Origin of the sequence: Agrobacterium sp. RAC06, assembly GCF_001713475.1 — a bacterium.
Lineage (GTDB): Bacteria > Pseudomonadota > Alphaproteobacteria > Rhizobiales > Rhizobiaceae > Allorhizobium.
Genome location: NZ_CP016499.1, coordinates 3,848,613 through 3,873,423, shown reverse-complemented (window position 1 = coordinate 3,873,423; position 24,811 = coordinate 3,848,613). Strand labels below are relative to the sequence as shown.

The 24,811-nt window shown below is 61.3% G+C and carries 24 protein-coding genes; 8 read left to right on the top strand and 16 right to left on the bottom strand.

Translation table 11 applies throughout. The annotated features are described in order from the left end of the window. Window positions 1-3: 3 nt before the first annotated feature. From BSY240_RS18375 to BSY240_RS18345, 7 genes are read right to left on the bottom strand one after another with little or no spacing between them, the layout of a single operon-like run. Window positions 4-750: a copper homeostasis protein CutC gene (locus BSY240_RS18375; protein WP_069043273.1), complete on the bottom strand. Its 747-nt coding sequence runs from the start codon at window positions 748-750 to the stop codon at window positions 4-6. Window positions 751-759: 9 nt separating this feature from the next. Further along, window positions 760-1,971 (bottom strand): MFS transporter, encoded by a 1,212-nt coding sequence (locus BSY240_RS18370; protein WP_069043272.1) that lies wholly within the window; start codon window positions 1,969-1,971, stop codon window positions 760-762. A gap of 59 nt (window positions 1,972-2,030) precedes the next feature. Next, complete coding sequence (locus BSY240_RS18365; RefSeq protein ID WP_069043271.1) at window positions 2,031-3,470, bottom strand: M81 family metallopeptidase; 1,440 nt, start codon at window positions 3,468-3,470, stop codon at window positions 2,031-2,033. A 13-nt stretch (window positions 3,471-3,483) separates the two neighbouring features. Further along, the gene (locus BSY240_RS18360; RefSeq protein WP_069043270.1) at window positions 3,484-5,415 is read right to left on the bottom strand and encodes a beta-N-acetylhexosaminidase; all 1,932 of its coding nucleotides are present in this window, start codon (window positions 5,413-5,415) and stop codon (window positions 3,484-3,486) included. A 25-nt stretch (window positions 5,416-5,440) separates the two neighbouring features. Then, window positions 5,441-6,217, bottom strand: a complete 777-nt coding sequence (locus BSY240_RS18355; protein WP_054147863.1) for an SDR family oxidoreductase — start codon at window positions 6,215-6,217, stop codon at window positions 5,441-5,443. Window positions 6,218-6,248: 31 nt separating this feature from the next. After that, window positions 6,249-7,115 carry a MurR/RpiR family transcriptional regulator gene (locus tag BSY240_RS18350; RefSeq protein WP_054147862.1) on the bottom strand — a complete coding sequence of 289 codons (867 nt, stop codon included), beginning with the start codon at window positions 7,113-7,115 and terminating at the stop codon, window positions 6,249-6,251. A gap of 16 nt (window positions 7,116-7,131) precedes the next feature. Next, window positions 7,132-7,518, bottom strand: a complete 387-nt coding sequence (locus tag BSY240_RS18345; RefSeq protein ID WP_054147861.1) for a RidA family protein — start codon at window positions 7,516-7,518, stop codon at window positions 7,132-7,134. 112 nt (window positions 7,519-7,630) lie between these two features. Here BSY240_RS18345 and BSY240_RS18340 point away from each other — a divergent pair, with 112 nt between their 5' ends. From BSY240_RS18340 to BSY240_RS18330, 3 genes are read left to right on the top strand one after another with little or no spacing between them, the layout of a single operon-like run. Then, window positions 7,631-8,122 carry a hypothetical protein gene (locus tag BSY240_RS18340; protein WP_069043269.1) on the top strand — a complete coding sequence of 164 codons (492 nt, stop codon included), beginning with the start codon at window positions 7,631-7,633 and terminating at the stop codon, window positions 8,120-8,122. Window positions 8,123-8,158: 36 nt separating this feature from the next. Continuing rightward, a complete protein-coding gene (locus BSY240_RS18335; protein ID WP_069043268.1) occupies window positions 8,159-9,640 on the top strand; it encodes a M81 family metallopeptidase in 1,482 nt (493 codons plus the stop codon). Continuing rightward, on the top strand, window positions 9,640-10,728 hold the full coding sequence (locus tag BSY240_RS18330) for a D-TA family PLP-dependent enzyme (RefSeq protein WP_069043267.1): 1,089 nt from the start codon (window positions 9,640-9,642) through the stop codon (window positions 10,726-10,728). Before BSY240_RS18335 ends, BSY240_RS18330 begins: the two co-directional genes overlap by 1 nt. A gap of 35 nt (window positions 10,729-10,763) precedes the next feature. On the opposite strand, the gene BSY240_RS18325 is transcribed toward BSY240_RS18330, so the two are convergent. From BSY240_RS18325 to BSY240_RS18300, 6 genes are all read right to left on the bottom strand, one after another. Continuing rightward, entirely contained in the window at window positions 10,764-11,552 is a 789-nt protein-coding gene (locus tag BSY240_RS18325; protein WP_069043266.1) for a hypothetical protein, read from the bottom strand. 488 nt (window positions 11,553-12,040) lie between these two features. Next, entirely contained in the window at window positions 12,041-13,171 is a 1,131-nt protein-coding gene (locus BSY240_RS18320; RefSeq protein ID WP_069043265.1) for an ABC transporter ATP-binding protein, read from the bottom strand. 99 nt (window positions 13,172-13,270) lie between these two features. Next, entirely contained in the window at window positions 13,271-14,491 is a 1,221-nt protein-coding gene (locus BSY240_RS18315; RefSeq protein ID WP_054147855.1) for an extracellular solute-binding protein, read from the bottom strand. Window positions 14,492-14,555: 64 nt separating this feature from the next. After that, a complete protein-coding gene (locus BSY240_RS18310) occupies window positions 14,556-15,416 on the bottom strand; it encodes a carbohydrate ABC transporter permease (protein WP_054147854.1) in 861 nt (286 codons plus the stop codon). Further along, complete coding sequence (locus tag BSY240_RS18305) at window positions 15,413-16,297, bottom strand: carbohydrate ABC transporter permease (RefSeq protein WP_054147853.1); 885 nt, start codon at window positions 16,295-16,297, stop codon at window positions 15,413-15,415. Before BSY240_RS18305 ends, BSY240_RS18310 begins: the two co-directional genes overlap by 4 nt. A gap of 12 nt (window positions 16,298-16,309) precedes the next feature. Then, window positions 16,310-17,494, bottom strand: a complete 1,185-nt coding sequence (locus BSY240_RS18300) for a Gfo/Idh/MocA family protein (protein ID WP_069043264.1) — start codon at window positions 17,492-17,494, stop codon at window positions 16,310-16,312. Between the two features lie 481 nt (window positions 17,495-17,975). Here BSY240_RS18300 and BSY240_RS18295 point away from each other — a divergent pair, with 481 nt between their 5' ends. The 5 genes from BSY240_RS18295 to BSY240_RS18275 are packed head-to-tail and all read left to right on the top strand — an operon-like array spanning window position 17,976 to window position 22,389. Further along, window positions 17,976-18,743, top strand: coding sequence for a GntR family transcriptional regulator (locus BSY240_RS18295; protein ID WP_069043263.1), 768 nt, complete (start codon window positions 17,976-17,978; stop codon window positions 18,741-18,743). A gap of 11 nt (window positions 18,744-18,754) precedes the next feature. Beyond that, complete coding sequence (locus BSY240_RS18290) at window positions 18,755-19,777, top strand: SIS domain-containing protein (RefSeq protein WP_069043262.1); 1,023 nt, start codon at window positions 18,755-18,757, stop codon at window positions 19,775-19,777. Then, window positions 19,774-20,958 (top strand): N-acetylglucosamine-6-phosphate deacetylase, encoded by a 1,185-nt coding sequence (nagA, locus tag BSY240_RS18285; protein ID WP_069043261.1) that lies wholly within the window; start codon window positions 19,774-19,776, stop codon window positions 20,956-20,958. The genes BSY240_RS18290 and nagA overlap by 4 nt, the downstream gene beginning before the upstream one ends. Then, a complete protein-coding gene (locus tag BSY240_RS18280; RefSeq protein WP_069043260.1) occupies window positions 20,955-21,887 on the top strand; it encodes an ROK family protein in 933 nt (310 codons plus the stop codon). Before nagA ends, BSY240_RS18280 begins: the two co-directional genes overlap by 4 nt. A 1-nt stretch (window position 21,888) precedes the next feature. After that, a complete protein-coding gene (locus BSY240_RS18275) occupies window positions 21,889-22,389 on the top strand; it encodes a GNAT family N-acetyltransferase (protein WP_069043259.1) in 501 nt (166 codons plus the stop codon). A gap of 6 nt (window positions 22,390-22,395) precedes the next feature. On the opposite strand, the gene BSY240_RS18270 is transcribed toward BSY240_RS18275, so the two are convergent. From BSY240_RS18270 to BSY240_RS18260, 3 genes are read right to left on the bottom strand one after another with little or no spacing between them, the layout of a single operon-like run. After that, complete coding sequence (locus tag BSY240_RS18270) at window positions 22,396-23,247, bottom strand: GNAT family N-acetyltransferase (protein WP_069043258.1); 852 nt, start codon at window positions 23,245-23,247, stop codon at window positions 22,396-22,398. Next, the gene (locus BSY240_RS18265; RefSeq protein ID WP_069043257.1) at window positions 23,244-23,987 is read right to left on the bottom strand and encodes an aspartate/glutamate racemase family protein; all 744 of its coding nucleotides are present in this window, start codon (window positions 23,985-23,987) and stop codon (window positions 23,244-23,246) included. The genes BSY240_RS18270 and BSY240_RS18265 overlap by 4 nt, the downstream gene beginning before the upstream one ends. Before the next feature lie 4 nt (window positions 23,988-23,991). Further along, window positions 23,992-24,810: an ABC transporter permease gene (locus BSY240_RS18260; protein ID WP_069043256.1), complete on the bottom strand. Its 819-nt coding sequence runs from the start codon at window positions 24,808-24,810 to the stop codon at window positions 23,992-23,994. Window position 24,811 lies beyond the last annotated feature (1 nt).

The following is a 24,811-nucleotide window of genomic DNA, read 5'->3' as shown; positions in this document are numbered from 1 at the left end:
TCACTAAGAGCGCATAACCATCGACACCTTGAGCCTCCGAACCGTGTCGGCATCCGTGCGACGGACGGATTGATCCTCAAAACCGAGTTCGACCAGTCGATCCTGCCCCATGTCAGCCTGGCTGCACGAAGCATGCAGTTCGCGGATTTCAGGGACAGCGAGAAAAATGGCGGCATTTTCCGGCCGAACGCCACCACCGGGCATGATCGAGATGCAACCTGCGCCGTGGCGGGCGAGGCGCTTGATCACCGCCAGCCCCTCCTCCGCATGACGCGCGCCGCCTGAGGTGAGAACGCGGGAAAAACCGAGTTCGATGGCAAGATCGAGTGCGGCCTCCATGTCGGCGACCACATCGATCGCCCGATGCAGGGTCAGATCAAGGCCTTCAGCGACCCTGATCAACCGACGGATCGCATCGATATCCAGCGCGGCATCCATCGTGGTCGCCCCGATCACCACACCGGCAAGCCCCGCCTCCCGCGCAGCCAGGATATCCGCCTCCATCACGGCGATCTCATCCTTCGAATAGGTGAAATGCCCGGCACGCGGACGGATCAGCGCATGGACGGGGATCGGTGCATTTGCAGCGATGGCCATGAACCCACGAGACGGTGTCAGGCCGCCCGAGCCGAGCGCAGAGCAAAGCTCAATACGGTCTGCCCCACCGACAATGGCAGCCTCGAGACCCGCAACGTCATCGACGCAGATTTCGAGCAGCGGTCCGGGGGCTTCCTGCCGAGATATCACCATGCTCCTCCCTCAACCTTCCATCTTTACGCGAGGCGTCCTGTCGAGCACCCACAAGAGACCGACGCCGACAAAGCCCGCAATCGACGCGATGATCGCCGTACCCGCATAGTCGCTTATGCTGGTGCCCAGCGCAAACATCAGCGAGGCCATTCCACCGCTGAGGAAAATGTTGACCGCAATCAGCGAGCTGCCGAGACCGGCCCGGTCAGCGATCAGGTTCTGCAGATAGGTGATCGGGATCGCGATGATGCCGGCCGCCCCAAGGCCTGCAACGATCGTGAGCAAATAGACGTCCATGGGACGGTCGGCGAGGCCGAGGAAGACGAGATAGCTGCAATAGATCAGCGCTGCCGTGACCATGGCGAAGAGGATCGAGGTTCTGGCTTCGACCCATCCCCAGAAGAGGATGAAGATGATCTCGAGAAAGGCGACGATGCCGACGATCACGCCGACATCCGCCGGTGTTCCGCCGGCCTTGCCGGTGACGATCAAGGGGAGGACTGTGCCATTGGCATGCAGCATCGCCGAGATCAGCGAAATCGCCAGAAGCCGTGGCAACACGCTTGCCGAACCGATCTGCCGGATGGAGCGGAAGAAGGAGTAGTGCTGCCGCTCCCCCTCCTGCACCGGCGGCAGTTGCTCAAGCCCGAAGACGAAGAGCAGGAGGCAGACGACACAGGCGAGGCTCGCCAGAAGAAAGGCCGGCAGCATGCTCGGCTGCCCGATCAAAAGAGCACCGACGATCCCGGGCACCAGCACCCAGGAGGCGGATAGGATGGCACGAACAGCAGAGTTCACCGCCATCAACTCGCGCACCGCCATGCCGGAGGAAACCGCGCGGATATTGGCGAAGATCAGCGAATTGATCGTGCCGAAGACCGGGATCAACACCAGCGTCGCAATCGCAAACATCACTGGCGTCGGCACCACATAGACCAGCCCGAAGCCGATAATGCCGAAGATGGCGGCCAGGATCATCGGCGAGCGAAAATGGCCTAGCCTGTCCGCAATGATCCCGGCGGTCACGCTGGCGCTGACATTCACCACAGCAGCCAGGAAGATCAGCACCGAATAGACGGCGTCCGACAGTCCGAGTTCGCGGATGCCGATCAGCGACATGTAGGGGGACGTCGCGGCGCCAGAAAAGCCGAAGAAGAAGATCGCGGCCGCACTGACCCGGATCGGCTTGTGGCGATAGACCACCGAAAAGGAGGACAACATCAAGGGTACAATCGAGTTGGGGATCGTGCCGCCGGAAGGGCGGCACCGACATCAATGTCTCAAGGGAATCGCGTCGAGAAGAACACCTTTGCCGTATAGCTGAAATCCTTGACAAAGGGATAGCTTGGCTGGTGGCGACGATGGCTCCGCAGGTTCTCGATGTCCTGGTTGATCACACCATCCGTCAGCGCCATCAGGTTGGGATTGGCGATCGGCGCAAGCTCGGGCGAGAGATAGCCGGACTTGACGACAAGCAGCCGCACTGTGGTCGGATCGAGCCCAAGCCGGGTAAAATCCGCGATGTTGTGATAGGGCCGACGCCGCGCTGCGAGCACCAGCGTGATAGCGCCGATCTTGACGACGGCCTGCCTCTCGCCCGCCGAGCCGGGATCGTCGAGAAAGACGACATCCGCCTCCACCTCGACGGAAGGGCTTGCAGGATCGAGAGAGCCGCCAACCTTCAACGAAACCCGTGCACCGGCGCCGGCTGCAAAGCAGCGTTCGACGGCGGGACGGTCGGTAATTCCGGCGATCAGCACGTCATCGATCGACCGCGCCAGAAGCGCCTTGAGCACATCCGCCCGGTCGCCGACACCACCCCCGGTCGGGTTATCACCGGAATCGGCGAGGATGATCGGCCGTGTCTCGGTGCGTTCGACAATGTCGAGCATGTCCTCAAGCGGTCCCGTGACCGGGCCGAAGCGGAAGTCTTCGCGTGCATCCCAGTAGGATTGGGCAATGGCAGCCGTAACCTTTTCCGCCGCAGCCTTGTCGACGGCCGTGACGACGGCGCAGGCCGTGCCGCGCGGCTCGTCAGCCCAGACATAGCCCACCATCAGGTTGGCATCCCAGACACCGGGAACGGCGTCGTGTTCCGGAAGCTTCAGATAAAGGCTCTTTGCCGGCTCGTCTTCGGTTGACGTCCGTTCACCGGGCAGAAGAACCGGCACCGGCGCCCAGGCAACGCCCGGCTTCTCGCCGGTCTTCAGCGCCCGAACCAGCATCGACCAGGCACGAACCATGGTCTCCCGCACATCGATATGCGGCGCCGTCCGATAACCGGCAAAGATATCGAGCTGATCGACGATCTTCTGAGTGACATTGCCATGCAGGTCGTAGCTCGCCGCCACCGGCACATCCGATCCGACAACAGCACGGGCTGCCGAAATCCAGTCACCCTCGGCATCATCAATGCCTTCGACATTCATCGCGCCATGCATGGCGAGATAGAGCCCGTCGATGGGCAGTGCAGCCTTCAGCCGCTCAAGGAACTCCGCCTTGAACCCCTCATAGGTGCCATGCGCCAGGGGCCCACCGGGAACGGCACGCGCATGCAGCAGCGGGAGGTGTTCAACGCCCTCGGCATCGAGGAAGTCGAAATACTCATGCGCCAGCAGCTCCGCCCCGCGCAGCGCGCGAAAATCCTCGGGCTGCATCAGAACGGGAGATGAGGTCGAGCACTCGGTGTGGATACCGCCAACGGCGATGCGGAAGGTCATAGGGCTCAAATCCTCAGTAGCGGGGGCTCAGACGGACGATGGCCGCAAAGCGCAGCCAGTCCTTGCTGTCCTTCGGCGTCCAGGCGGCCTCGGCGATGGCCGGAAGGCGCGGGAAGACGAGGTGGTTGAAGTAGTCACGGGTCAGGAAGTGTTCGCACCAGATGCAGGCCTGCACGCCGCGCATACGGGCCGCAAGTTCGGCTGGAAACTCGGCGACCGCCTCATAGGTATAAGTGTGGTGCGGCGGCACGGTGCCGGCCCAGCTTGCACCCGGCTCCTGAAAGGCCTCGTCCTGCACCATATCAAGGTAATAGGCCTGGCCCGGCGTCATGACGACATCGTAGCCTGCCTTGGCGAGTTCCAGCCCGACCTCCGGCTTCTGCCAGGCCATCAGCAGCGTTCCCTCCGGATCGACGCCGCCGCCATGGCTGACCTCGTCCCAGCCAGCGAGCTTGCGGCCGCGCTCGGCCAGCATCTTCTGGATCCGCTTCATGAAATAGCTCTGCAGCCCAAAGGTGCCTTCGATGCCCTCCTGCTGCATCAGCTTGCGGGCAAGTGGCGAAGCCATCCAGGTATTGGCCGCCACTTCATCACCACCGATATGGATAAGCTTCGACGGGAAGAGCTCGACCATTTCGTCGAAGACCTTGCCCAGCACCTCGTAGGTGTATTCGATCGCCGGGTTCAGCGCATTGTTCGGATAGCCCTGGACCGAGCGATAGCTGTCAGGCGCTTCCTGGCCGTCGACGAGTTCAGGCAGGGCCACCAGCATCGCCGTGCTGTGGCCGGGCACATCGATCTCAGGAACCACCTCGACCTGAAGGGCGGCGGCATGGGCAACGATGTCGCGCACCTCGTCCTGGGCGTAAAAGCCGCCAACCGGCTCGGCTCCATTGCCGAGTTGCGGCAGTAGCGGTTCGTCCGGGCCGCGCAACACGCCAAGGGTCGTGAGCTGCGGGAAGGCCTTGATTTCCAGGCGCCAGGCTTCGTCGTCGGACAGATGCCAGTGGAAGGTATTCATCCGGAACCAGGCGAGGATGTCGATCAAACGTTTGACGTCGGCAACGGGGAAGAACTGGCGGGAGACATCGAGATGGCAACCACGCCAGTCGTAGCGCGGCTTGTCCGTGATGGTGCCGGAAATCGGGAAACGGAACGTCTCCGGCTGCGTGCGCGCACCGTGCAGCGTCTGCGAGAGCAGGGTCAGCGCATATTGCAGGCCAGCGACATCGCCATAGGCGAGCGTGATACCATCAGCGGCAAAGTCCAGCCGATAGGCGGAGGCGCCAAGCGCTTCGTCGGACTTGAGGACGATCGCCCGCCCCTGATGCACAGATGCCAGCGACAGCGGCGCATGGCCGACCGCGAAGAGGCGGCAGAAGAGACGCAGCACGTTTTCGACAGTGCGCAGTTCAACCAGCGAGGCGCCTTCCGTCGGATAAAGCGCGACGGGGAAGCCTTCGCCGGCCACCAGCTCGGCCGATGCCGGCCAGGGCAGCATGGCAAAGGGCTGGGAAACCTTCCCCTCAGGCAACAAGGCCGGCGGCGGGGCACTGTTGCCTCCGCCGAGCATCAAATCCGCGACCGCAACGGCCGCATGCTGGCCGGTCGAGAGCGTGATGTAGGCGGACTTCGCCCCATCCGTCCGATGCTTGGCTGGGCGCCAGAGGCCACCGACCCGGAACGTCCAGGAGGCACCCGGCTGCAGTACGAAGCCGGCCGGCGGCGCGAACTGGTGGAAATTGGCATTGCGCTTCAGGAACACGGCATTCTCGAGGATCGGCTCTTCGGTGTCCTTGACGCGGGTCAGCGACGTATAGGCGAGCTTGAAATCGGCAAGCGCGACATCGGAGAGATTGACCAGCGTGAAGACGAAGGCGCCGCAAGCGTCGCCCTCCACCGGATGCCACGCGTTTTCGAGGCGGAACTGGATTTCTGTTGCCATGGGGAATGCTCCGGGCTTTACGATATCAATAATTGTCGGATTGCGAGAAGGTTCGCGCGAGTTCGGCCTGACCGGCCGTCAGCCCGCAATCGACGGGCAGGCACACGCCCGTGATGGCCGCCGCGTGATCGCTCGAGAGGAAAAACACCGCATTGGCAATGTCTTCCGCAGTCGCGATCCGGCGCAGCGCATACCAGCGCTTGGCCTCTTCGAAGACTTGAGGATTGGCCGCAGCGCGCGCCTCCCAGGCCTGGGTGCGCACAGTGCCGGGTGCCACCGCATTCGCGCGAATACCGTATTTGCCGTATTCGACGGCAATCAGTCTGGTCAGATGAATAAGCCCGGCCTTGGCCGCGCTATAGGCAGGGTGACCGAAGACAGCCATCCCATTGACCGAGGAAATGTTGACGAGAGCGCCTTTGGACACCTTCAGCGCCTCCTCAAAAGCGCGGAAGCACAAGAAGGGCGCTTCGAGATTAAGCGCATTGTCCTTGCGCCAGATCTCGCCATCGGTATCGCCGAGGCTGACGGCCCGCGCCGCACCGGCATTGTTGACCAGCGTATGGACGAGGCCATGGCCGGCCACGCGAGCAGCGGTCTCGGCGAGATCCGTCTCGTCCGTCACATCGCAGGTGAGCGGAACGAAGCGCGGATCGCTTCCGAGCTCAACGATTGCCTTGTCCAATGCAGCAGAATCCAGATCGAGCAGCACGACGACGTCATGGCTGTCGGCCAGACGCTTGGCGATCGCCCGACCAATATCTCCGGCAGCACCCGTTACGACGGCAACCTTATGCGTCACGGCGGATCTCCGACATCGATGCGGACATGGCTCAGTCTCCGAGAAGTTGCCGGTCGTCCCCGCCATCGCGGTGTTCGACCAGCTGTTGCTTGATATGGCGCAGCGTCACTTGCGACTGCTTGCGATTGCGATAGGCAACCAGGCTCGCGATCACGTCGACGACCGCGAGATAGGCAAAGCGCGTCGAGGTCGGCCGGAAGATGTTTTCACCCTCCGGCAGGTCGATACCGATGACGAGTTCGGACGCTTCGGCCACCAGGCTGTTGCTCTGGGTGAGCGCGATCGTGGTGATGCCGTTCTCGCGGGCAAGCTTGAAGCATTTCACCAGCTCGGCATTGCGCCCCGAAAACGATGAGCCGATCAGCACATCGTTGGAGCGTGCAGCAGCCGTCAGCATCAGTTGCATGTTGTGGTCGGCAGAAGCCGTCACCCGCGATCCCAGACGAAACAGCCGGTTCTGGATCTCGCCCGAGATCATCGAGGAATTGCCCCCGGAGCCGAAGGCATAGACCATCTCTGCCCGCGCCAGCCGGTCCGCCACCTTGTCGAGGATGACAGGATCGAGCGCCCGATGCACCATGAACATGGCGTTCTGCGCCTTGGTGATGACATCACTCGCCACGTCGGCCGGCTCAGTGCTCTGGGCCTCCGGGTTGAGATAGCGCACCCCGACATAGGCCGTGCGCGCCAGGCTCACCTTGAAATCGGCGAAGTTCTGGCAGCCGAGACGTCGGCAGAAGCGCGTCACCGTGGGCGGTGAGACCTCTGCCTTCTCGGCAAGTTCGATGATCGAGGCATTGACCGCAAAGTCGAAGGAATTGAGCAGGATATCCGCGATGCGTTGCTCGGAGGCCGAAAACTGCCCTGCCTCTTCCTGAATGCGCGCGAAGATATCCAATGCCTTGCCCTCTCTGTTACTTCGAAGGCTTGAAGGCTACGCAGTCGATCTCAACCTTGCAATCAACCATCATCGAGGCCTGAACACAGGCCCGCGCCGGCGGGTGCTCGCCGAAATACTGCTGGTAGATCTTGTTGAAGGTCCAGAAGTCGCGGGGGTCATCGAGCCACACACCACAGCGCACGACATGCTCGAGGCCGTAACCTGCCTCTTCAAGAATGGCGATGACATTGGCGATCGTCTTGTGGGTCTGCTCGATGATGCCGCCCGGGATGATCTCACCATCTTCCATAGCCACCTGGCCGGAGACATAGAGCCAGCCATCGGCCTCGACGGCGCGGGCGAACGGCAGCCGCTGGCCACCCGCACCTGCCTTCTCGGCCCCGTAACGCTTGATCGTCATGGACACCCCTCGTGCAAATTATTTTCTTCGATCGTTGACAAGCGACCACAAAAAACGGATTTTGACCAGACAAAATCGACATTCATGAAAAGAATTTAAAAACGGGGAAGAAATGCGCGACCCATTCCACAATCCGTTTCCGGCAACGGACGAAGCCCGCCACTCGATCTGGGAGATGCTTGTCCCCCGCGATATCGATGCCTTTCTCGCCGCTGACTGGAGCATGGTTGCCCAGGACTTTGTCGAAGACGGCTTCATCGGCATCAGCGGCAATCGCGAAGAAGATCCGGACAAGTGGACGCTGGCCTTCCCCAATCTTCCCGCCTATCGCGACGAGTGGCTGAAGCAGGCCAAGGACTTCGCTGCCCAGACCTATGGCGAGGACCCGCGCACCGCGATCTTCACCACGACGACGCTGGAAGAGATCGAGATTTCAGGCGAGACGGCGCTCGTACGCAAGAAGTTCGACGGCGGCATCAAGAAGACGGATGGCACACTCGACGTCATGCGCTGGCAGACGCTCTATTATTGCCGCCTGCATGAAGGCCGCTGGAAAATCTCCGGCTTTACCGGTTATCTGCCCAATCCGATGGGCAAGCGCTGAACCGCCCTCAAACCCTTGAAACCAGGAGGTCAGCCTTTGCGCATATTCACCGCCGCGCTTGCAACGGAAACGAACACCTTCTCCCCGATCTGCATCGACCGGCGCGCCTTCGAGGATTCGCTCTATGCACCTCCGGGACAACATCCCGCGACCCCCACGCTCTGCACCGCGCCGATCACAGTCGGCCGCAAGGTCTGCACTGACAGGGGCTGGACGCTGATAGAGGGCACCGCGACCTGGGCGGACCCGGCGGGTCTCGTCAACCGTCAGACCTTTGAGAGCCTGCGCGACGAGATCCTGGATCAATTGCGCGCAGCCATGCCCGTCGATGCTGTCGTTCTCGGCCTGCATGGCGCTATGGTCGCTGACGGCTATCTCGACCCGGAAGGTGATCTGCTGGCCCGCATCCGCGAGATCATCGGCCCGGACATCCTTCTTTGCGCAGAACTCGATCCACACAGCCACCTGACGGCAAAACGTGTCGCTGCCGCCGATTTCTTCGTCGTCTTCAAGGAATTCCCGCATACGGATTTCGTCGACCGCGCCGAAGATCTCTGGCGTATCGCAGTCGACACGCTGGAAGGCCGCGTCAAGCCGGTCATGTCGGTCTTCGACTGCCGGATGATCGATATCTTCCCGACCTCGCGCGAGCCTATGCGCAGCTTTGTTGACAGACTTATGGCCATCGAAAAAGTGGATGCAGACGTTCTGTCGCTCTCGGTCATTCATGGCTTCATGGCCGGCGACGTGCCTGAAATGGGCACCAAGACGATCGCGGTGACCAACGGCAATGCCGACAAAGGCGCGATGCTCGCTCGCGACCTGGGTCTTGAGCTTTTTGCAAAGCGCGGCACTTTCATGATGCCGCAGATCGACGAAAAGACCGCCCTCGACCAGGCGCTCGCTTACCCTGAAGGCCCCGTCGTCATCGCCGACATGTGGGACAATCCGGGTGGCGGAACGGCGGGCGACGCGACCGTGATCCTGGAGGAAATGCTGGCGCGTGGCGTTACCAACGCAGCCGTCGGCATGATCTGGGACCCGATCGCCGTGCAGATCTGCATGGCCGCCGGCGAAGGCGCTGAAATCCCGCTGCGTTTCGGCGCAAAATCGGCCCCCGGCACCGGCCATCCGATCGACGGGCTGGTGAAGGTGGTCAAGGTCGTAGCCAATGCCGAAATGCGCTTCGGCGACAGCATCGCCCCCTTCGGCGATGCTGCCCATATCCGGCTTGAGGGTATCGACATCATTCTTAGCTCGGTCCGCGTCCAGAGCTACGATCCCTCGCTTTTCAAGGCACTCGGCATCGACCCGACGAGCAAACATCTCCTCGTCATCAAGTCGACCAACCACTTCTATGCGGCCTTCTCGCAGATCGCCGCGGAAATTCTCTACTGCGCCGCAGGTACGCCCTATCCGAATGATCCGGCCAAGACCGCCTATCGCCATGTGCGCCGCGATATCTGGCCGATCATGGCCAATCCGCACGAGACGCCCGAAGGCAGCGAGGCCGCCTGATGGAACTCACGCGCCCAAAGCCCGGCCAGTCGATATCAGAACTCTCGACCCCGCTTCCACTGATCGACGAACAGAAGCTCGCCGCCAACATCGCCCGCGTCCAGACCTACATGGACAGCCATGGCCTCGCCTTCCGTCCGCACATCAAGACCCACAAGATCCCTGAGATCGCTGCAGAACAGGTGAAGGCGGGGGCGAAAGGCATCAACTGCCAGAAGATCACCGAAGCCGAGATCTTCGCCGATCACGGATTTGAAGACCTGCTGATCACCTTCAACATTCTCGGCAGCGAGAAGCACAAGCGTCTCGTCGATCTGAACGCCCGCATTTCGGGCCTGAAGGTCGTCGCGGACAGCGAGACCACCGTGCGCGGTCTCTCTTGCGCTTTCTCACAGACGCACCCGCTCACGGTTCTCGTTGAATGCGACACGGGCGGCGGACGCTGTGGCGTCCAGAGTCCTGAAGCGGCCGTAGCACTTGCCGAGACAATCGTCGCCGCCCCCGGCCTCACCTTTGGCGGTATCCTGACTTACCCCAAGGCCGACACCGAGGAAGCCGTCGAGGCATTCTTCGCGACCACGATCGCCGGCCTCGCGGCCCGTGGCATTGCCTGCCCCATCGTCTCCAATGGCGGCACGCCCAGCCTCTTCTCCGCCCACAAGGTGACATCGGCGACCGAGCACCGCGCCGGCACCTATGTCTACAACGATCGTGCCATGGCCCGCTCGGGTCACTGCAGCCTCGACGACTGTGCCATGCACATCCTGGCCACCGTTGTCTCACGCCCGACCAAGGATCGCGCCATCCTTGATTCAGGCTCCAAGGCGCTCACCTCGGACCTCCTCGGCTTCTCCGACTACGGCATGATCGTCGAGTATCCGGACGCCATGATCTCCGTCCTCTCCGAGGAGCACGGCACGGTCGATCTGTCGAAGGTTGAGGGGCGACGCCCCGAGATCGGCGAGAAGGTCAGGATCATCCCGAACCACACCTGCGTCGTCTCAAACCTCTTCGATGTCATGACCTTCCACCGCGACGGCATCGTCACCCGCGTGGAGGAAGTCGCGGCGCGTGGGCTTGTCTGGTAGCGTCTGGCCCAATTCCGAACCGGCACATTCTATTGCTACTTGGCCGAAGGCTCCGGAATTTGGCTGAGTGCCATTGAGAGTTCTTGCCTGACGCACCCAATCGACGGCAGAGAACTGATGCCGTGCCTCGAACGCAGACCGTCTTGCGCATCCGACACGCCCTTATGGGCGCAGAGGCGTACGTAATCCACGATGACGAGCCGGACATCGGCACCGGGCAGAAGCGCCTGATCAAATGAATTGCCCTTGAGCGGCATTCCATCGACAGCATCGAACCCAGCCAAGACACAGTCAATTGCGGGTTTGGAATCCTCACGGTAATAACCGAGATCAACAAGGACGTAGCCGCCAACAGCCCAACCGAACTGTTGGAAACTTGCGGCATGACAGCCAAGGTCTGACTCGGGCAATACAAGCATGCCCTCCTTGAGGAAATCAGGCAGAGGAAGGTCCCGAAGCTGCCTTAGACGTGCTTCCCGATCGGCCGTGAAGAAGTTCTCGACAGCGACGATCGCGATATCCTCCGTTCCCCATGCCCGCCGATAACGACCGGGTCTTTCACGCATAAGGCTCTCGGAGACAGCGCGTGCAAAGGTCGCATCAGCATGAATTTTGGTGGTTGGCTGCCCGTTTGGATAGAGGAAAATCTGAGTATCCGGCACGAGCGCCTGCACATAGTCGGAGGCTTGTCGCAGCTGCGCTGCGGAATAGTCCGTACCCGCCTTATACGGGCCACTCACGAGCAAGATCGCGAGGAGAAACAGGCAAATGATCAGGAAGCTATAGCCTTGCCGAGCGAATTTATCCCTCGTGGGCGTTTTCAATCCTGGCCCCAATCCATCTCACTATACGGATCTACATATCCCTTTGAACAGCAGAGGAGGCCCGTAATTTTAGTTGCACTAAAGGTGCATTTATACACTCATGTCGCGAAGATTGCCAGTGTTGGACCCTGTCGCAATCTGCTGAATGCGATGGAGCCCAAACGAAAAAAGGTCCGCCCGAAGGCGGACCAGGGGATTGGCCTTTGGCATGGCCGGGAGGAACGAATACCAAGTCTCGACGATAGGAGCCTATAGGATCGGCTCGAGCGGTCCTTCTGGCTAGGAGAGGTCCGACGAGCGATGCTTTCGCATCGGTCAAGGAACTCGACGACGCCAGAAGGACCGGGAAGCCGACCGAAGGTGGCTTATTGCCGGCCTCAGGCGTTGTTGTGCCGCTTGGCCGATGCACAAGCATCGCCCGGCACGCCGCGCCTAACCAGAGACCGGCAGTAAGCGATCCTATAGGTTCCTATCGTCGAGATTTGGTATCATTCGGCCGCCGTGACGGAGGCCGGAAGGTCAAGGGTGCGCCAGTCGATGCGGCGTTCGAGCGCCTGGCCATTGGCATCGAAAAGGTGGCAATCGGCCGCCATGATGCCTGTCACCATCGGCTGCTCGACGCGGATCGGCGCCGAGCCCGGCAAGAGCGCACAATAGGGTTCGCCGTTCTGCAACGCAGCATAGGCGATCGTGTTGATCCCGAGCCGCTCGACGACGCTGGGCGTCACCATGATGTTGATATCGCCTTCGCTGAGACGCGTGTGTTCAGGCCGGATGCCAAGCGTCAGCTTTTGGCCGACGAGGTCCGAACGCGCCTCGACAGGGATCAGCGCCGTCTGGCCTTCATAGGAAATCGTCACCCCGATCGCGTCGACACCGACGCAGGTGACCGGCACGAAGTTCATCTTGGGATTGCCGATAAAGCCGGCGACGAAGGTATTCTCTGGCTTGTGGTAAAGTTCGAGCGGCGCACCCACCTGGGCGATGATACCGGCATTCAGCACCACGATCCGGTCGGCCATGGTCATGGCCTCGATCTGGTCGTGGGTGACGTAGATCATCGTCGCTTCGAGGTCGCGATGCAGCTTTGTGAGTTCGATGCGCATGTCGGCGCGCAGCGCCGCATCGAGGTTGGACAGCGGCTCGTCAAAAAGGAAGATCTTCGGTTCGCGCACGATGGCGCGGCCGATGGCAACACGCTGGCGCTGGCCGCCGGAAAGCTGGCCGGGACGTTGCTGCAGGCGTTGATCAAGCTGCAGGATCTTGGCGACCGCACCCACCTTCTCGCGGATCTGCTCTTCGGAGAGCTTCTCGACGCGCAGCGGAAAAGCGATGTTCTCGAAGACCGACATATGCGGGTAGAGCGCATAGGACTGGAAGACCATCGCGATGCCGCGCTCGACGGGCGGCTTGTCATTGACGCGCTCGCCATCGATGACGATGTCACCATCGGTCGTATCGTCGAGGCCCGCGATCATGCGGAGCAGCGTGGACTTGCCGCAGCCCGAGGGACCGACGAAAACGACGAACTCGCCGTCCTTCACCTCGAGATCCACACCCTTGATGACCTCGAAATGCCCGTACGACTTGCGCACCTTTTTCAGAAATAGCTGACCCACGACCCTCAGTCTCCATTGCCGTTCCTCAAAGGACCGGCCAAATCCGCTTGATGAAATCCGCGGGCCGATCCCGGCCCGCGGAGCCTCGGTTACCCGAGATTACTTGTACTGCTCGAGATCGGCTGCAGCCTTCTTCAGCGCTTCGGCCGGCTCGGTCTTGCCGGTGACAACCGACTGGACCATTTCGATCATGACGTTCTGGAAGCCCTTGTAGTCGGTGAAGAGGGGCTCCGGACCACCATAGGCGATGCCGTCGATGAACGGCTTCCAGAAGGGTTCGTTGGCGACGAACTGGTCGACAACCGCACCTGGACGCAGCGGGGTCAGGCCAGCGCCTCCCTGCAGCTCGTATTCGTGCTGGATATCAGTCGAGGTGATGTACTTGGCAAACTCGATCGCCTTTTCTTCGACGCCCGAACCGGAGAAGATCGCAAGGCTGTCGGTGATCAGCAGCGTACCTTCACCCTTGGCAGCCGGACCGACCGGCAGCGGGGCAACACCCCAGTTGATCGAAGTGTCCTTCAGGCGATAGGCAGCGCCCGAACCCGCCTGGATCATACCGACCTTGCCGTCGAGGAAGATCGCGCGGATTTCGTTCTGCTCGTAAGCAGTCGCACCTTCAACGGAGTAAGGCGTGATGTCCTTATAGGCCTGAAGCGCGGCGAGAACTTCGGGGCTGTCCATGACGATCTTGTCGCCGTCGATGACCTTGCCGTTATTGGTGTAAACCCAATGCATGAACTGGTGCATGGTGTTGTCGAAGGTCTTCGCCGGCAGACCATAGCCGGCAGTGCCGGTCTTTTCCTTGATCTGCTTGGCGGCAGCGATGGTGTCAGCCCAGGTCTTCGGCGGGTTTTCCGGGTCGAGGCCGGCAGCCTTGAACAGATCCTTGTTCCAGTAGAGGGCCTTGGTCGAGAAAGCGACAGGAACACCCCACTGCGTGTCCTCGAAGGTCACGGTGTCAACGATGTTCGGATAGTAGGAGGCCTTTTCCTCGTCCGTCATCGGAACCGGGACGATGAGTTCGTTCTGGGCGAATTCCTTCAGCGTGCGCGAGCCGACATAGGCCATGGCAACGGGCGTGCCTGCGACGGCAAGCGTGGTGGCCTTATCCTGGCACTGCTCCCAGCCGACGACTTCGGGCTTTACCTTCCAGCCGGCATTCTTGCCTTCCCATTCGGCGATGTACTTCTCGTGGATCGGGTCGATCTTGTCGCCGCAATAGATCCAGCTGATTTCCTGGTCCGCGGCCAGCGTGGTGAGCGCCGAGCTTGCGAGCAAGGCGAATGAGCCTGCGAGCATGGTCAATTTTCTTGTCATCGATAGTTCCCCTTTGTTGACAGGTTGAAAGCGTCCGGTTGGCCCGAATTTTGGTTGGCAGCCCTTATTTAACCGCGCCGGCGGTCAGGCCGCTGACGAGATAGCGCTGCAGGAAGAAGATCACGATCATGGCGGGTGCGATCCCCACGAAACTCGCCGCCATCAGCTCGTTCCAGATGACCTCCTGGCGACCGAAATAGGCAAACAACCCGATCGGCAGCGGCATGTATTCGGTCTTGGAGTTGAAGGTCAGTGCGAAGATGAACTGCTGGGCATAGGCGCCGATGAAGGTGGTGATCGCGACCACGGCGATGCCCGGCGTGGCAAGCGGCAGGACCACCCGGCGGAAGGTGTAGAAATAGCCCGCGCCATCCACATAGGCGGCCTCTTCCAGCTCACGCGGAATGCGCATCATATAGGTGCGGAGCAACCAGATGGCTGACGGAATGAGGAAGGCGACACCCGGCACGATCATCGCGAAATAGGTGTTGAGCACGCCGAGCGAGCGCATGAGCCGGAAGAGTGGAATGAGCAATACGGCGCCCGAGAACATGTTGACCGCAAGGAAGGCGGCGAGCAACTGACCACGACCGCGGAACTCGAAACGGGCGAAGGCATAGGATGCCGGCACGACCAGTAGGAGGACAACGACGGTCGCTATCGTCGAGATGAAGAAGGAGTTGAAGATATAGCGGGCAAAGCCCGGCACACTGTCCCACATCGTGATGTAGGCATCGAAGGAGCCGTTCTCCGGGAAGAAGCGGTAGGGCGAGGAGAAGAGCTGGCTGAGCGGCTTCAGCGACACCAGGAAGCCTTCGACAAAGGGCGCCAGAACGAAGGTCAGGAACACCGCGATCCCGGCATAGATGCCAACCAGTTCATACCAGCGATAGCGGTTGATCAGGGCTGTCTTGTCGTAGCTCATCGGGCATGCTCCTGCGAGAGACGGCTGGTGACGCGGAAATAGGCGACGCAGAAGATCGAAAGGAAGATGCAGATCAGGACCGCACGGGCAGCGCCCTCGCCATACTTCTTCGAGCCGATCGCCGTGTGATAGGTGTCGATGATCATCGTGGTGGTTTCACCGCTCGGACCGCCGCGCGTCAGGATCCAGATGATGTCGAAGGAATTGAAGGTCGCAATCAAAGACAGCATCGACATGGTGATCATGGCGGGCAGGATCAGCGGCATAGTGATGCGGCGGAAGCGATAGAAGCGACCGGCGCCATCCGTCCAGGCAGCCTCGTAGAGATCCTGCGGGATCGCCTGCATGGCAGCGAGCATGTAGAGCGTCACCATCGGCACGCCGATCCACACATCGGTGAAGATCGTCGCCCAGAAGGCCGTTGAACCATAGGCGAGGAAGGCGACGGGGCCATCGACCACGCCCATGCGCTGAAGCACGCCGGAGATCATGCCGAACTGGCCGTTATACATCCAGCCCCACATGAAGATGCCAATCGCCATGGGCACGATCCACGGCGGCATCGTCAACACACGAAAGAGCGTCCGGCCAGGCACGGCTGCATTCAGCATGGCCGCACCGAAGGTACCGATGATCATCTTGATCGACACCGAAAAGAAGGTCCAGATAAAGGTCCTGACGATGACTTCGCCGAAGGTGTCGTTGAAAATCTTCTCGTAATTCGTCCAGCCGACCCAGTTCGTCGTCTTTCGAAGCGACGCATCTGTGAAGGACAGGATGAAGGTATCGACCAGCGGATAGGCGACGATGACGGCAATGTAGAGAAGAGCCGGCGCGATCAGCAGCCAGGCGAAGATGATGGCACTTTGGCGAGCTTGCATCCGACCGCTCCCTTACGCCGACCGGGCGCGGACGGAAGCGTCCGACGCGCCATGCAGGCATGCATCGAACTTTTCCCATACCGGCTTCAGATCCACGACCTTGCGGGCGAGGCGTGCTTCGTCCATGGCGAGCGCCAGAATACCGGCTTCCAGCGCATCGATGGCGGACACGGGCTGCTTGGCGCCCGTCTGGACGAAGGCGATGACATCCTCGGCCATCTGCTCGTCGGCGCCGTAATGCTGCGAAAGCGCGGACGGCGCCTTGTAGGTGTTGGCGATCACCTTCTCATTGGTGCGGGCGTCATGCACATCCATGAAGCCGCGGACGAAATCGCCTTCCGCCATGCCCTTCGAACCGATCACGCAGAAGCGGCGAAATTCGTCCGGCACATTGAGATTGGTATGGAAGGTCATCGACACGCCGTTCTCGTACTCGACGATCGCGGTCTGAAAATCGATGATGTCACCGTCGCTGTCGAAGACCTTGTCGGAGCCCTGCCAGCCGCTCGGCTTGCGGTGATAGACGTTGAGATCGTTGACGCCTTCTGCCTCAGGCGCGTTTTCCGGCACGAAGCTCTTGCGACCGCCAAAGCTCGCGACGAAACGCGGGCGCGCACCGACAACGCCGTTGTAAAGGTCGAGGTCGTGGCAGCACTTTTCCAGCATGAAGCCGCCCGCATAACGACCGTAGCGACGCCAGTCGCGCATGAAGAAAGCGCCGTGATAGGGCTGAATGTGCTCGGAGGCCTCGATCGAGACGACATTGCCGAGACGCCCCTCTTCCTGCGCCTTGCGCAGATCGCGATAGAGCGGGGAGTAACGCAGGACGAGACCGACCAGCAGGCGGTCGTGACCGTATGTGTTGAGCAGAGAGGCAAGCGCGTAGCTCTCCTCGATGCTGGTGACGATCGGCTTTTCGGTGAAAACGGTCAGACCAGCCTCAAGGCCGAGCCGGATATGATCGAGATGCAGGTGGTTCGGCGACCCAATCATCAGAAGATCGAATGTTTCGCCGGCGATCAGGGCTTCAGGCGTGTCATAGACCTTGCCGGGAGAGATACCATGCTCATCAAGCGTCGCCATGCCGGCCGGCGCCGGATCGACATAACCGACAATCTCGAAAGTCGGGTCGATCTCCCTGAACACCCGACCCAGATACCCCAGACGGAATCCGAGTCCGATAATGGCGACCTTCATAGTGTATTCCCCTGGTTTCGTAATTATTTTTCGTAGACTGCGTCAAAAATCCAACATCGTCAACATGGGAAGCAAAATTCCCACGCCACATGAAAATAGTTTTCACATCAGTCGCCGAAATCGGATGAAGAGCGAAACATCGCAGTTCCCAGCGCCGCGCACTCCAATTCGGCGGCAAAGAGGAAAGGCTTTGGATTGGCCCCTCTCCAATCGTTAATTTAAGATACCAAAACTAGTCCAATCGTAAAGCCAGAACCCCAGGAATCCGAAGGTAAATCGTGCAAATCGCTGTTTTGACGATGAAATTTCTACATTTCACTGTTATCGAGCCCACCCTTTTCAAAACCATTTGCGAAATAGGTTTCTGGTTGGTATTGTTTTCACAAAGACCACCGAGGGACGGAAACATGCCGATGCTGATGACGGATTGCACATCGACCCTCCGACGGCGCGTCCCCCAACACGAAGCCAGAGGAACCGCATGAGCACGTCCCTTCCCCTGGAACAGCTTCAATCGGTCCGTGGCGGACCGCTTTACGTCAAGCTCCGCAAGATGATCGAGGACGCCGTCGCGTCCGGTCGCCTGAAGCATGGCGACGCACTCCCGGCCGAACGCGACATCGCCGAGGCGGCCGATATCAGCCGCGTCACAGTGCGCAAGGCGATCGACGAACTCGTGGAAGAAGGCCTGCTCATCCGTCGTCGTGGGTCCGGCACCTTCGTCGTCAAACCCGTCCCACGCATGCAACAGCCGCTCAGCCAGCTGACATCCTTTACCGAAGACATGCGACGGCGCGGCATGGTCGCAGGCTCTCGCTGGCTGGGACGCGGCCTGTTTTATCCGACCGCAGAGGAAACCATGATGCTCGGCCTCGTCGGTGGCGCCCGTGTCGCCCGGATCGACCGTCTGAGAACGGCCAACGACATGCCGATTGCGCTGGAGCGCACGAGCCTGCCGGACGACCTGCTGCCGGATCCGGACAGAATAGAGGATTCCCTCTATCTCTGCCTGCTGGATGCCGGGATCCGGCCCGTACGGGCAAATCAGCGCATCTCTGCCGTCCTCCTGAAGGACGAGGAAACCAAGCTGCTCGGCGTGCCCCCCGGCTCTGCGGCCCTCTCGGTGCAGCGCATTGCCTATCTCGAAACCGGCCGCGTGATGGAAATGTCGCGCGCACTTTATCGCAGCGATGCCTATGACCTGGTTGCCGAACTCGGCATCGGCTCGCCCATGAAGCCTCAAGACTGAAAGTTTGCCCGATGACCACCAAGATGCGTGAGGAGATCGACGAGATCCCCGCAGCCGCTGCCCGACTGCTGGATAGCTCCAGGACCGTGATATCAGAAGCGGCGAACGCGCTGCGCGACAAGGACCCAGGCGTGGTCGTCACGATCGCCCGCGGCTCTTCCGATCATGCGGCGCACTTCCTGAAATATGCAATCGAGCTGCAGATGGGCCTGCCGGTCGCCTCGCTCGGTCCCTCGCTCGCCTCGATCTACGAGACGCCGATGAAGCTCGGCAAGGCCGCAGCCTTTGCCGTCTCCCAGTCCGGCGCAAGCCCCGACATCGTTGCCATGGCCAGAGCAGCCCGGGACGGCGGCGCAACCACGGTGAGCCTGGTCAACACCCTGCCCTCGCCGCTCGCCGATGCCGCAACTTTCGCCATCGACATCAAGGCGGGTCCCGAAATCGCGGTTGCCGCCACCAAGTCCTTCGTCAATTCGATCGTGGCAGGCCTTGCCATCCTTGCAAGCTGGAGCCGTGACGACGCACTCACTCGCGCCGTGAACACGCTGCCCGAGCATTTCGAAAAGGCGCTTGCCCTCGACTGGAGCGCCTTGCTCGAACCGCTGAAGTCGGCCGAGTCGCTCTACATGCTCGGTCGCGGTCCCACACTTGCCATCGCAGCCGAGGCCGCACTCAAATGCAAGGAAACCTGCGAACTGCATGCGGAGGCCTATTCCTCCGCCGAAGTCCTGCATGGTCCCGTCTCGATTGTCGGTCGTGATTTTCCCGTCGTTGCCTTTGCCGCCCGCGACAAGGCCGAGGCCTCGATCGCCGGCACCGTCTCGAAGCTTGCGGCCAGCAACGCCACCTGCTTCATCACCTCGGATCAGGCGACGGCCGGCCACAAGCTGCCCTTCATCGCAACCGGACATCCAATCACGGATGCGCTGGCCCTCATCGTTCCCTATTATGGCTTTATCGAATCCCTCTCCCGTGCGCGCGGCTTCAATCCCGACAAGCCGGTCGCACTGAAGAAAGTCACCGAGACCCAATGAGACAAGCCTTGGCCATCACTGCAAGCCGCATCTTCGATGGGCATCAGTTCCACGAAGATGCAGCCCTCCTGGTCGACAACGGCCAGGTGAAGGCTGTTCTATCCAGCGCCGATTTGCCCGCCGGCATAATCAGGCAGGATTTGGGCGATGCGCTGATTGCCCCCGGTTTCATCGACCTGCAGGTGAACGGCGGCGGTGGTGTGCTGTTCAACAACGATCCGACTGTCACCGGCATCCGCACGATCTGCGAGGCCCATGCCCGCTACGGCACAACAGCGCTTATGGTCACGCTGATCACGGATGCACCGGAGATCAAGCGCGAGGCAATCACCGCCGGCGAGGCAGCAGCTACCGCTGGCGAGCCGGGCTATCTCGGCCTGCATCTGGAAGGCCCGCACCTCTCGATCGCCCGCAAGGGCACCCATGATCCGGCCCTGATCCGCCCGATGGCGCAAGCCGATCTCGACTATCTCGTCGAGCAGGCATCGCGTTTCGGCATCCCGATGATCACCGTCGCACCGGAAAGTGTCACACCGGATCAGGTCAAGCGCCTTGTTGAGGCTGGCTACCGCGTCAGCCTTGGCCACACCGACACGAGCTGCGCCAGCGTCGAGGCCTATGTTGAAGCCGGGGCGACGCTCGTCACCCATCTCTTCAACGCCATGAGCCCGCTTGGCAATCGCGAACCAGGCCTTGTCGGCGCAGCTCTCACCTCGCCTACCCTGCATTGCGGCCTGATCGCTGACGGCTTCCATGTCGACCCTGTCACCATGAAGATCGCGCTCGCCTCCAAGACCGGCCCCGCCCACATCTTCCTCGTCACCGATGCCATGTCGACCATTGGCTCTGATGAGACAAGCTTCGACCTGAACGGCCGGACCGTCTACCGCCGCGATGGCCGACTGACGCTTGCCGATGGAACGCTGGCTGGCGCCGACATCGACATGCTCTCCTGCGTTCGCTACGTGCACGAAAAGCTGGGACAACCATTGGAAGAAGCGCTGCGCATGGCATCGCTCTATCCCGCCGAGGCCATTGGCGCGCCGAGCAAAGGAAGCCTAGCTGCAGGCCAGGATGCCGACTTCATTGTCCTGAGCCCGGATCTCGACATCCACTCGACCTGGATCGCAGGCGCCTGCGTCCATGCTGCCGACACCGCGCCGAGCAGGGCCTTCGCATGATCGTCTGCTTCGACATCGGCGGTACGGCCATCAAGGGTGCGCTCGCAACGAACCCTGAAGACATCCGCCCCTTCCCGCGTAAGCCCACCCCGATCCACGATTTCGACGCCTTCGTCGCAACACTTGCTTCCGTCATCGCGGAAGCCGAAGCCATCGCCGGTGAGCGAGCGGCCTGCATTGCGATCTCGATCGCCGGTGTCATCGATCCCGACACTTCGAACGCCGTTGTCGCCAATATCCCTTGCATCCATGGCCGGCCTCTGCAGGCCGATCTCGAAGCCGCCCTCGGCCTGCCGGTCATCGTCGCTAATGACGCCGACTGTTTCGTGCTGGCCGAAGCCGGCATTGGCGCTGCACGCGGCCATCGGGTCGTGTTCGGCGTCATCCTCGGCACCGGCGTCGGCGGCGGCCTCGTCATAGACGGCAAGCTGATCAACGAGAGTGGCTTCGCCGGCGAATGGGGCCATGGGCCGATACAGCCGACGGAAGCCGGCACGCCTCCGATACACGTGCCACGCTTCCAGTGCGGCTGCGGCCAGATCGGCTGTATCGATGCGATCTGCAGCGCGCGGGGCCTCGAAAAGCTGCACAAGCACATTCACGCCGAACAGCTGACGAGCGAAGAAATCATCGCCGACTGGCTGACGGGTGACACGAAGGCCGAACGCACCATCGATGTCTATGTCGACATCCTCACCGATCCGCTCTCGGTCGTGGTCAATGTCACCGGAACCACCATCCTGCCCGTTGGCGGTGGCCTTTCGAATGTTCCGGAACTGCTGACCCGCATCGATAAGGCCTTGCGAGCACGCATCCTGCGCAAGTTCGGCAATCCGATCGTCGTTCCCGCAGCCTGCCGTGTGGAGCCGGGCCTCGTCGGCGCTGCCATCCTTGGCCTCGACTTCGCCAAAGACCACAGGGAAGACTGACATGGCCGCAGACATGCTGGTGAAGCTTTATGAGCTTCACGTCGATCCGGACCTTGAACAGCGTATGACGGCCCAGGGCGTGACCATAAGGCGCGCACTGGTACCCGAACTTGCCGGAATAACGGCCTGGATCGAGCATCGTTTCGGCGCCGGCTGGGCATCGGAGGCGACGGCGGCAATCATGCGCCAGCCTGTGACCTGCTGGATTGCCCATGAAGGCGAAACGCTGCTCGGCTTTGCCTGCCACGAGGCCACCATGAAGGGTTTCTTTGGCCCGACCGGCGTGGACGAGAAGGCCCGCGGCCGGGGCATCGGCCATGCCCTCTTGATCCGCACGCTCCTCGACATGCGCGACCAGGGATACGGCTATGCGATCATCGGCGGCGCCGGCCCCATGGGCTTCTATGAAAAGAGTGTCGGTGCCATCGCCATCCCCGGCTCGTCGCCCGGCATTTACAAGGATATGCTCCCGCTTGCCGCACCGTCAGGCATGGCGGACTGAGAAACCTCAGCCGAGTTCCAGTGTGGTGATCGCATAGACGCCCGTCTTCTGCACGGACGGCGGCTCGCCTCGATACATGCGCGACGTCTGGAAACCTTGCCTGAAGCCGAGACGGCCGAGCAGGTAGCGGAACCCTTCCTGGTATTCCGGCACATCCAGATGCACTTCCTCGCCCTTGAGGTTTGCAAGGCAGATCTTCAGCAGATCCTCCGCCGTTCGCCCATCCATGGCAAACAGCGGCCCGATCTTGTAGCCGTTGAGGCAAGGTCGCATCACGGCATAACCGGCCACCACACCCTGCCGTCGGCAGAGGAAGGCGCGGCGCGGCGGCTTCAGCCAGTCTGTGAGGAAGTCTTCTCTCGGCGCGGGAAAGAAAGCCCGATCGAGCGCAAGGATCTCGCCGGTATCACCCTCGGTGATCGCCTCGCACCGTGCGAAGCTCGCAGGCAGGGCCGGCATGCGCTCGATGCTCCAGCGCACGGTGTCATAGGCGGGCGCAAAACCCATGCAGCCATAATTCGCCTGCTGCTCGACAACCCCGTCGAGGCCGATCACGCGATCCGCCAGATGCGCCATTCCAGCTTCCCAAACCCGCCGGCCGAGGCCCCTACCCCGAAAGTCCGGATGGCAGATATAAAGCCCAATGAAGCCGAAGCCGTCCCGATAGCGCACGGCGGAAATCCCGGCGGCGAGCCGCCCGTCAACAAAGCAGCCAATGAAACCTTCTGGATCGGCGGAACGGAAGGCTGCGGCATCGCCATACCCCGGGTTCCAGCCTTCGAGCGCCGCCCAGCCAACGAGATCCTCGACTTCGCCAGCCGTCAGCACCCTGATCTGCACATCCTCTGCCACGCTCATACGCCCATGGCAGCGGGAGAGAAACGGGCGAGCTCGCCGTGATAGGTCTTGGAGACCGGCGTCGCATAGGAGCCGCGCTTGGCGGTTGACAAGCCCTGCGCAACAAGGCTTTCCGCCTGTTTCACGGCCGCCGCCACGCCATCAACGACAGGCACGCCGAACTCCTGCCGCAACGCTGCCGTTAGATCGGCCATACCAGCACAGCCGAGCACGATCGCCTCGGCTCTATCGTCCTTGAGCGCTGCCGAGATCTCGCTGCGCAGCCGGTCACGAGCGTTGGAATTTGGGTCTTCCAGCGACAGCACCGGCACATCGGCAGCCCGCACCTTGCAGCGGCTGCCCATGCCGTAGCGATGCACCAGATGTTCGACTGGGAGCCGCGAGCGCTCCATGGTGGTCACGATCGAAAAACGCTGGGCTATGAATGCGGCTGTAGAGACCGCTGCCTCGCAGATGCCGATGACCGGAATAGCAGCCAGCGCCCGGGCTGCATCCAGCCCGGTATCGTCGAAGCAGGCAATCACGATTGCATCGGCCCCTTCGCGTTCGGCCTTGGCAATTTCCACCAGCAGGCCGGGCGCCGCGAAGACCTCGTCATAATAGCCCTCAATCGAAACTGGCCCCATCGACGAGGTGATCGCCAGGATTTCGGTTTCGGAATGGGCCACACGGCGCGCCGCATCCGCGATCGTCGCAGTCATACTGGTCGTCGTATTCGGATTGATGACAGCAATCTTCATGCGATCACGCCCGCCCCCGACGGCGGTTCATGGCCATGATGAGCCCAAGCGTTCCCGCAATCACCAGGAAGGAGAAGAGCGTGGTCACAGTGCCGAGCGCGTAGAGCACCGGCGTCGTGACATTGGTCGTCATGCCGTAGATCTCGAGCGGCAGCGTGTTGTAGGTACCCGATGTCATCAGCGTGCGGGCGAATTCATCATAAGAGAGCGTGAAGCCGAAGAGTCCGACCCCGATCAGCGGCGGCGCGATCATCGGCAAGACAACGTGGCGGAAGGTCTGCCAGGAGGTGGCACCCAGATCGCGCGCGGCTTCTTCGTAAGCAGGTGAGAAACGGTTGAAGATCGCGAACATGATCAGCACGCCGAAAGGCAGCGTCCAGGTAAGATGCGCGCCGAAACCGGATGTATACCAGGCCGGCTGAAGACCCAGCTGGCTGAACAACACGCCGATGCCGAGCGAAATGATGATCGAGGGCACAACGAGGCTGGCAACCGAGAGATAGAAAAGCGCCGTCGCCCCGGCGAACTTGCGGCGGAAGGCAAGGCCCGCCAGCAGCGAAACGACCACCGTGACCACCATGACCATGAAGCCGAGCGCGAAGGAACGGCGAAACGAACCGCCGAAATCACCGACCGCTTGCTGCTCGAACAGGTTGGCGAACCAGCGCAGCGAGACCCCGTTCAGCGGAAAGGTAAGGCCGCCATTCGGCCCCTGGAAGGAGAGGATCACAATTGCAGACAAGGGGCCGTAGAGGAAGAGTACGAAGAGGGTGAAGAAGATGGCGAGCACGTAGAATTCGCGCGATCGTTTCTCGGTGTTCATC

Coding starts and splice junctions, on each gene's coding strand:
- BSY240_RS18375 (WP_069043273.1), bottom strand. CDS start 750: ATGGTGATATCTCGGCAGGAAGCCCCCGGACCGCTGCTCGAAATCTGC.
- BSY240_RS18370 (WP_069043272.1), bottom strand. CDS start 1,971: ATGTTGTCCTCCTTTTCGGTGGTCTATCGCCACAAGCCGATCCGGGTC.
- BSY240_RS18365 (WP_069043271.1), bottom strand. CDS start 3,470: ATGACCTTCCGCATCGCCGTTGGCGGTATCCACACCGAGTGCTCGACC.
- BSY240_RS18360 (WP_069043270.1), bottom strand. CDS start 5,415: ATGGCAACAGAAATCCAGTTCCGCCTCGAAAACGCGTGGCATCCGGTG.
- BSY240_RS18345 (WP_054147861.1), bottom strand. CDS start 7,518: ATGACGATCAAGCGTTACGGGGCCGAGAAGGCAGGTGCGGGTGGCCAG.
- BSY240_RS18340 (WP_069043269.1), top strand. CDS start 7,631: ATGCGCGACCCATTCCACAATCCGTTTCCGGCAACGGACGAAGCCCGC.
- BSY240_RS18330 (WP_069043267.1), top strand. CDS start 9,640: ATGGAACTCACGCGCCCAAAGCCCGGCCAGTCGATATCAGAACTCTCG.
- BSY240_RS18315 (WP_054147855.1), bottom strand. CDS start 14,491: ATGACAAGAAAATTGACCATGCTCGCAGGCTCATTCGCCTTGCTCGCA.
- BSY240_RS18310 (WP_054147854.1), bottom strand. CDS start 15,416: ATGAGCTACGACAAGACAGCCCTGATCAACCGCTATCGCTGGTATGAA.
- BSY240_RS18305 (WP_054147853.1), bottom strand. CDS start 16,297: ATGCAAGCTCGCCAAAGTGCCATCATCTTCGCCTGGCTGCTGATCGCG.
- BSY240_RS18300 (WP_069043264.1), bottom strand. CDS start 17,494: ATGAAGGTCGCCATTATCGGACTCGGATTCCGTCTGGGGTATCTGGGT.
- BSY240_RS18295 (WP_069043263.1), top strand. CDS start 17,976: ATGAGCACGTCCCTTCCCCTGGAACAGCTTCAATCGGTCCGTGGCGGA.
- BSY240_RS18290 (WP_069043262.1), top strand. CDS start 18,755: ATGACCACCAAGATGCGTGAGGAGATCGACGAGATCCCCGCAGCCGCT.
- nagA (WP_069043261.1), top strand. CDS start 19,774: ATGAGACAAGCCTTGGCCATCACTGCAAGCCGCATCTTCGATGGGCAT.
- BSY240_RS18280 (WP_069043260.1), top strand. CDS start 20,955: ATGATCGTCTGCTTCGACATCGGCGGTACGGCCATCAAGGGTGCGCTC.
- BSY240_RS18275 (WP_069043259.1), top strand. CDS start 21,889: ATGGCCGCAGACATGCTGGTGAAGCTTTATGAGCTTCACGTCGATCCG.
- BSY240_RS18270 (WP_069043258.1), bottom strand. CDS start 23,247: ATGAGCGTGGCAGAGGATGTGCAGATCAGGGTGCTGACGGCTGGCGAA.
- BSY240_RS18265 (WP_069043257.1), bottom strand. CDS start 23,987: ATGAAGATTGCTGTCATCAATCCGAATACGACGACCAGTATGACTGCG.
- BSY240_RS18260 (WP_069043256.1), bottom strand. CDS start 24,810: ATGAACACCGAGAAACGATCGCGCGAATTCTACGTGCTCGCCATCTTC.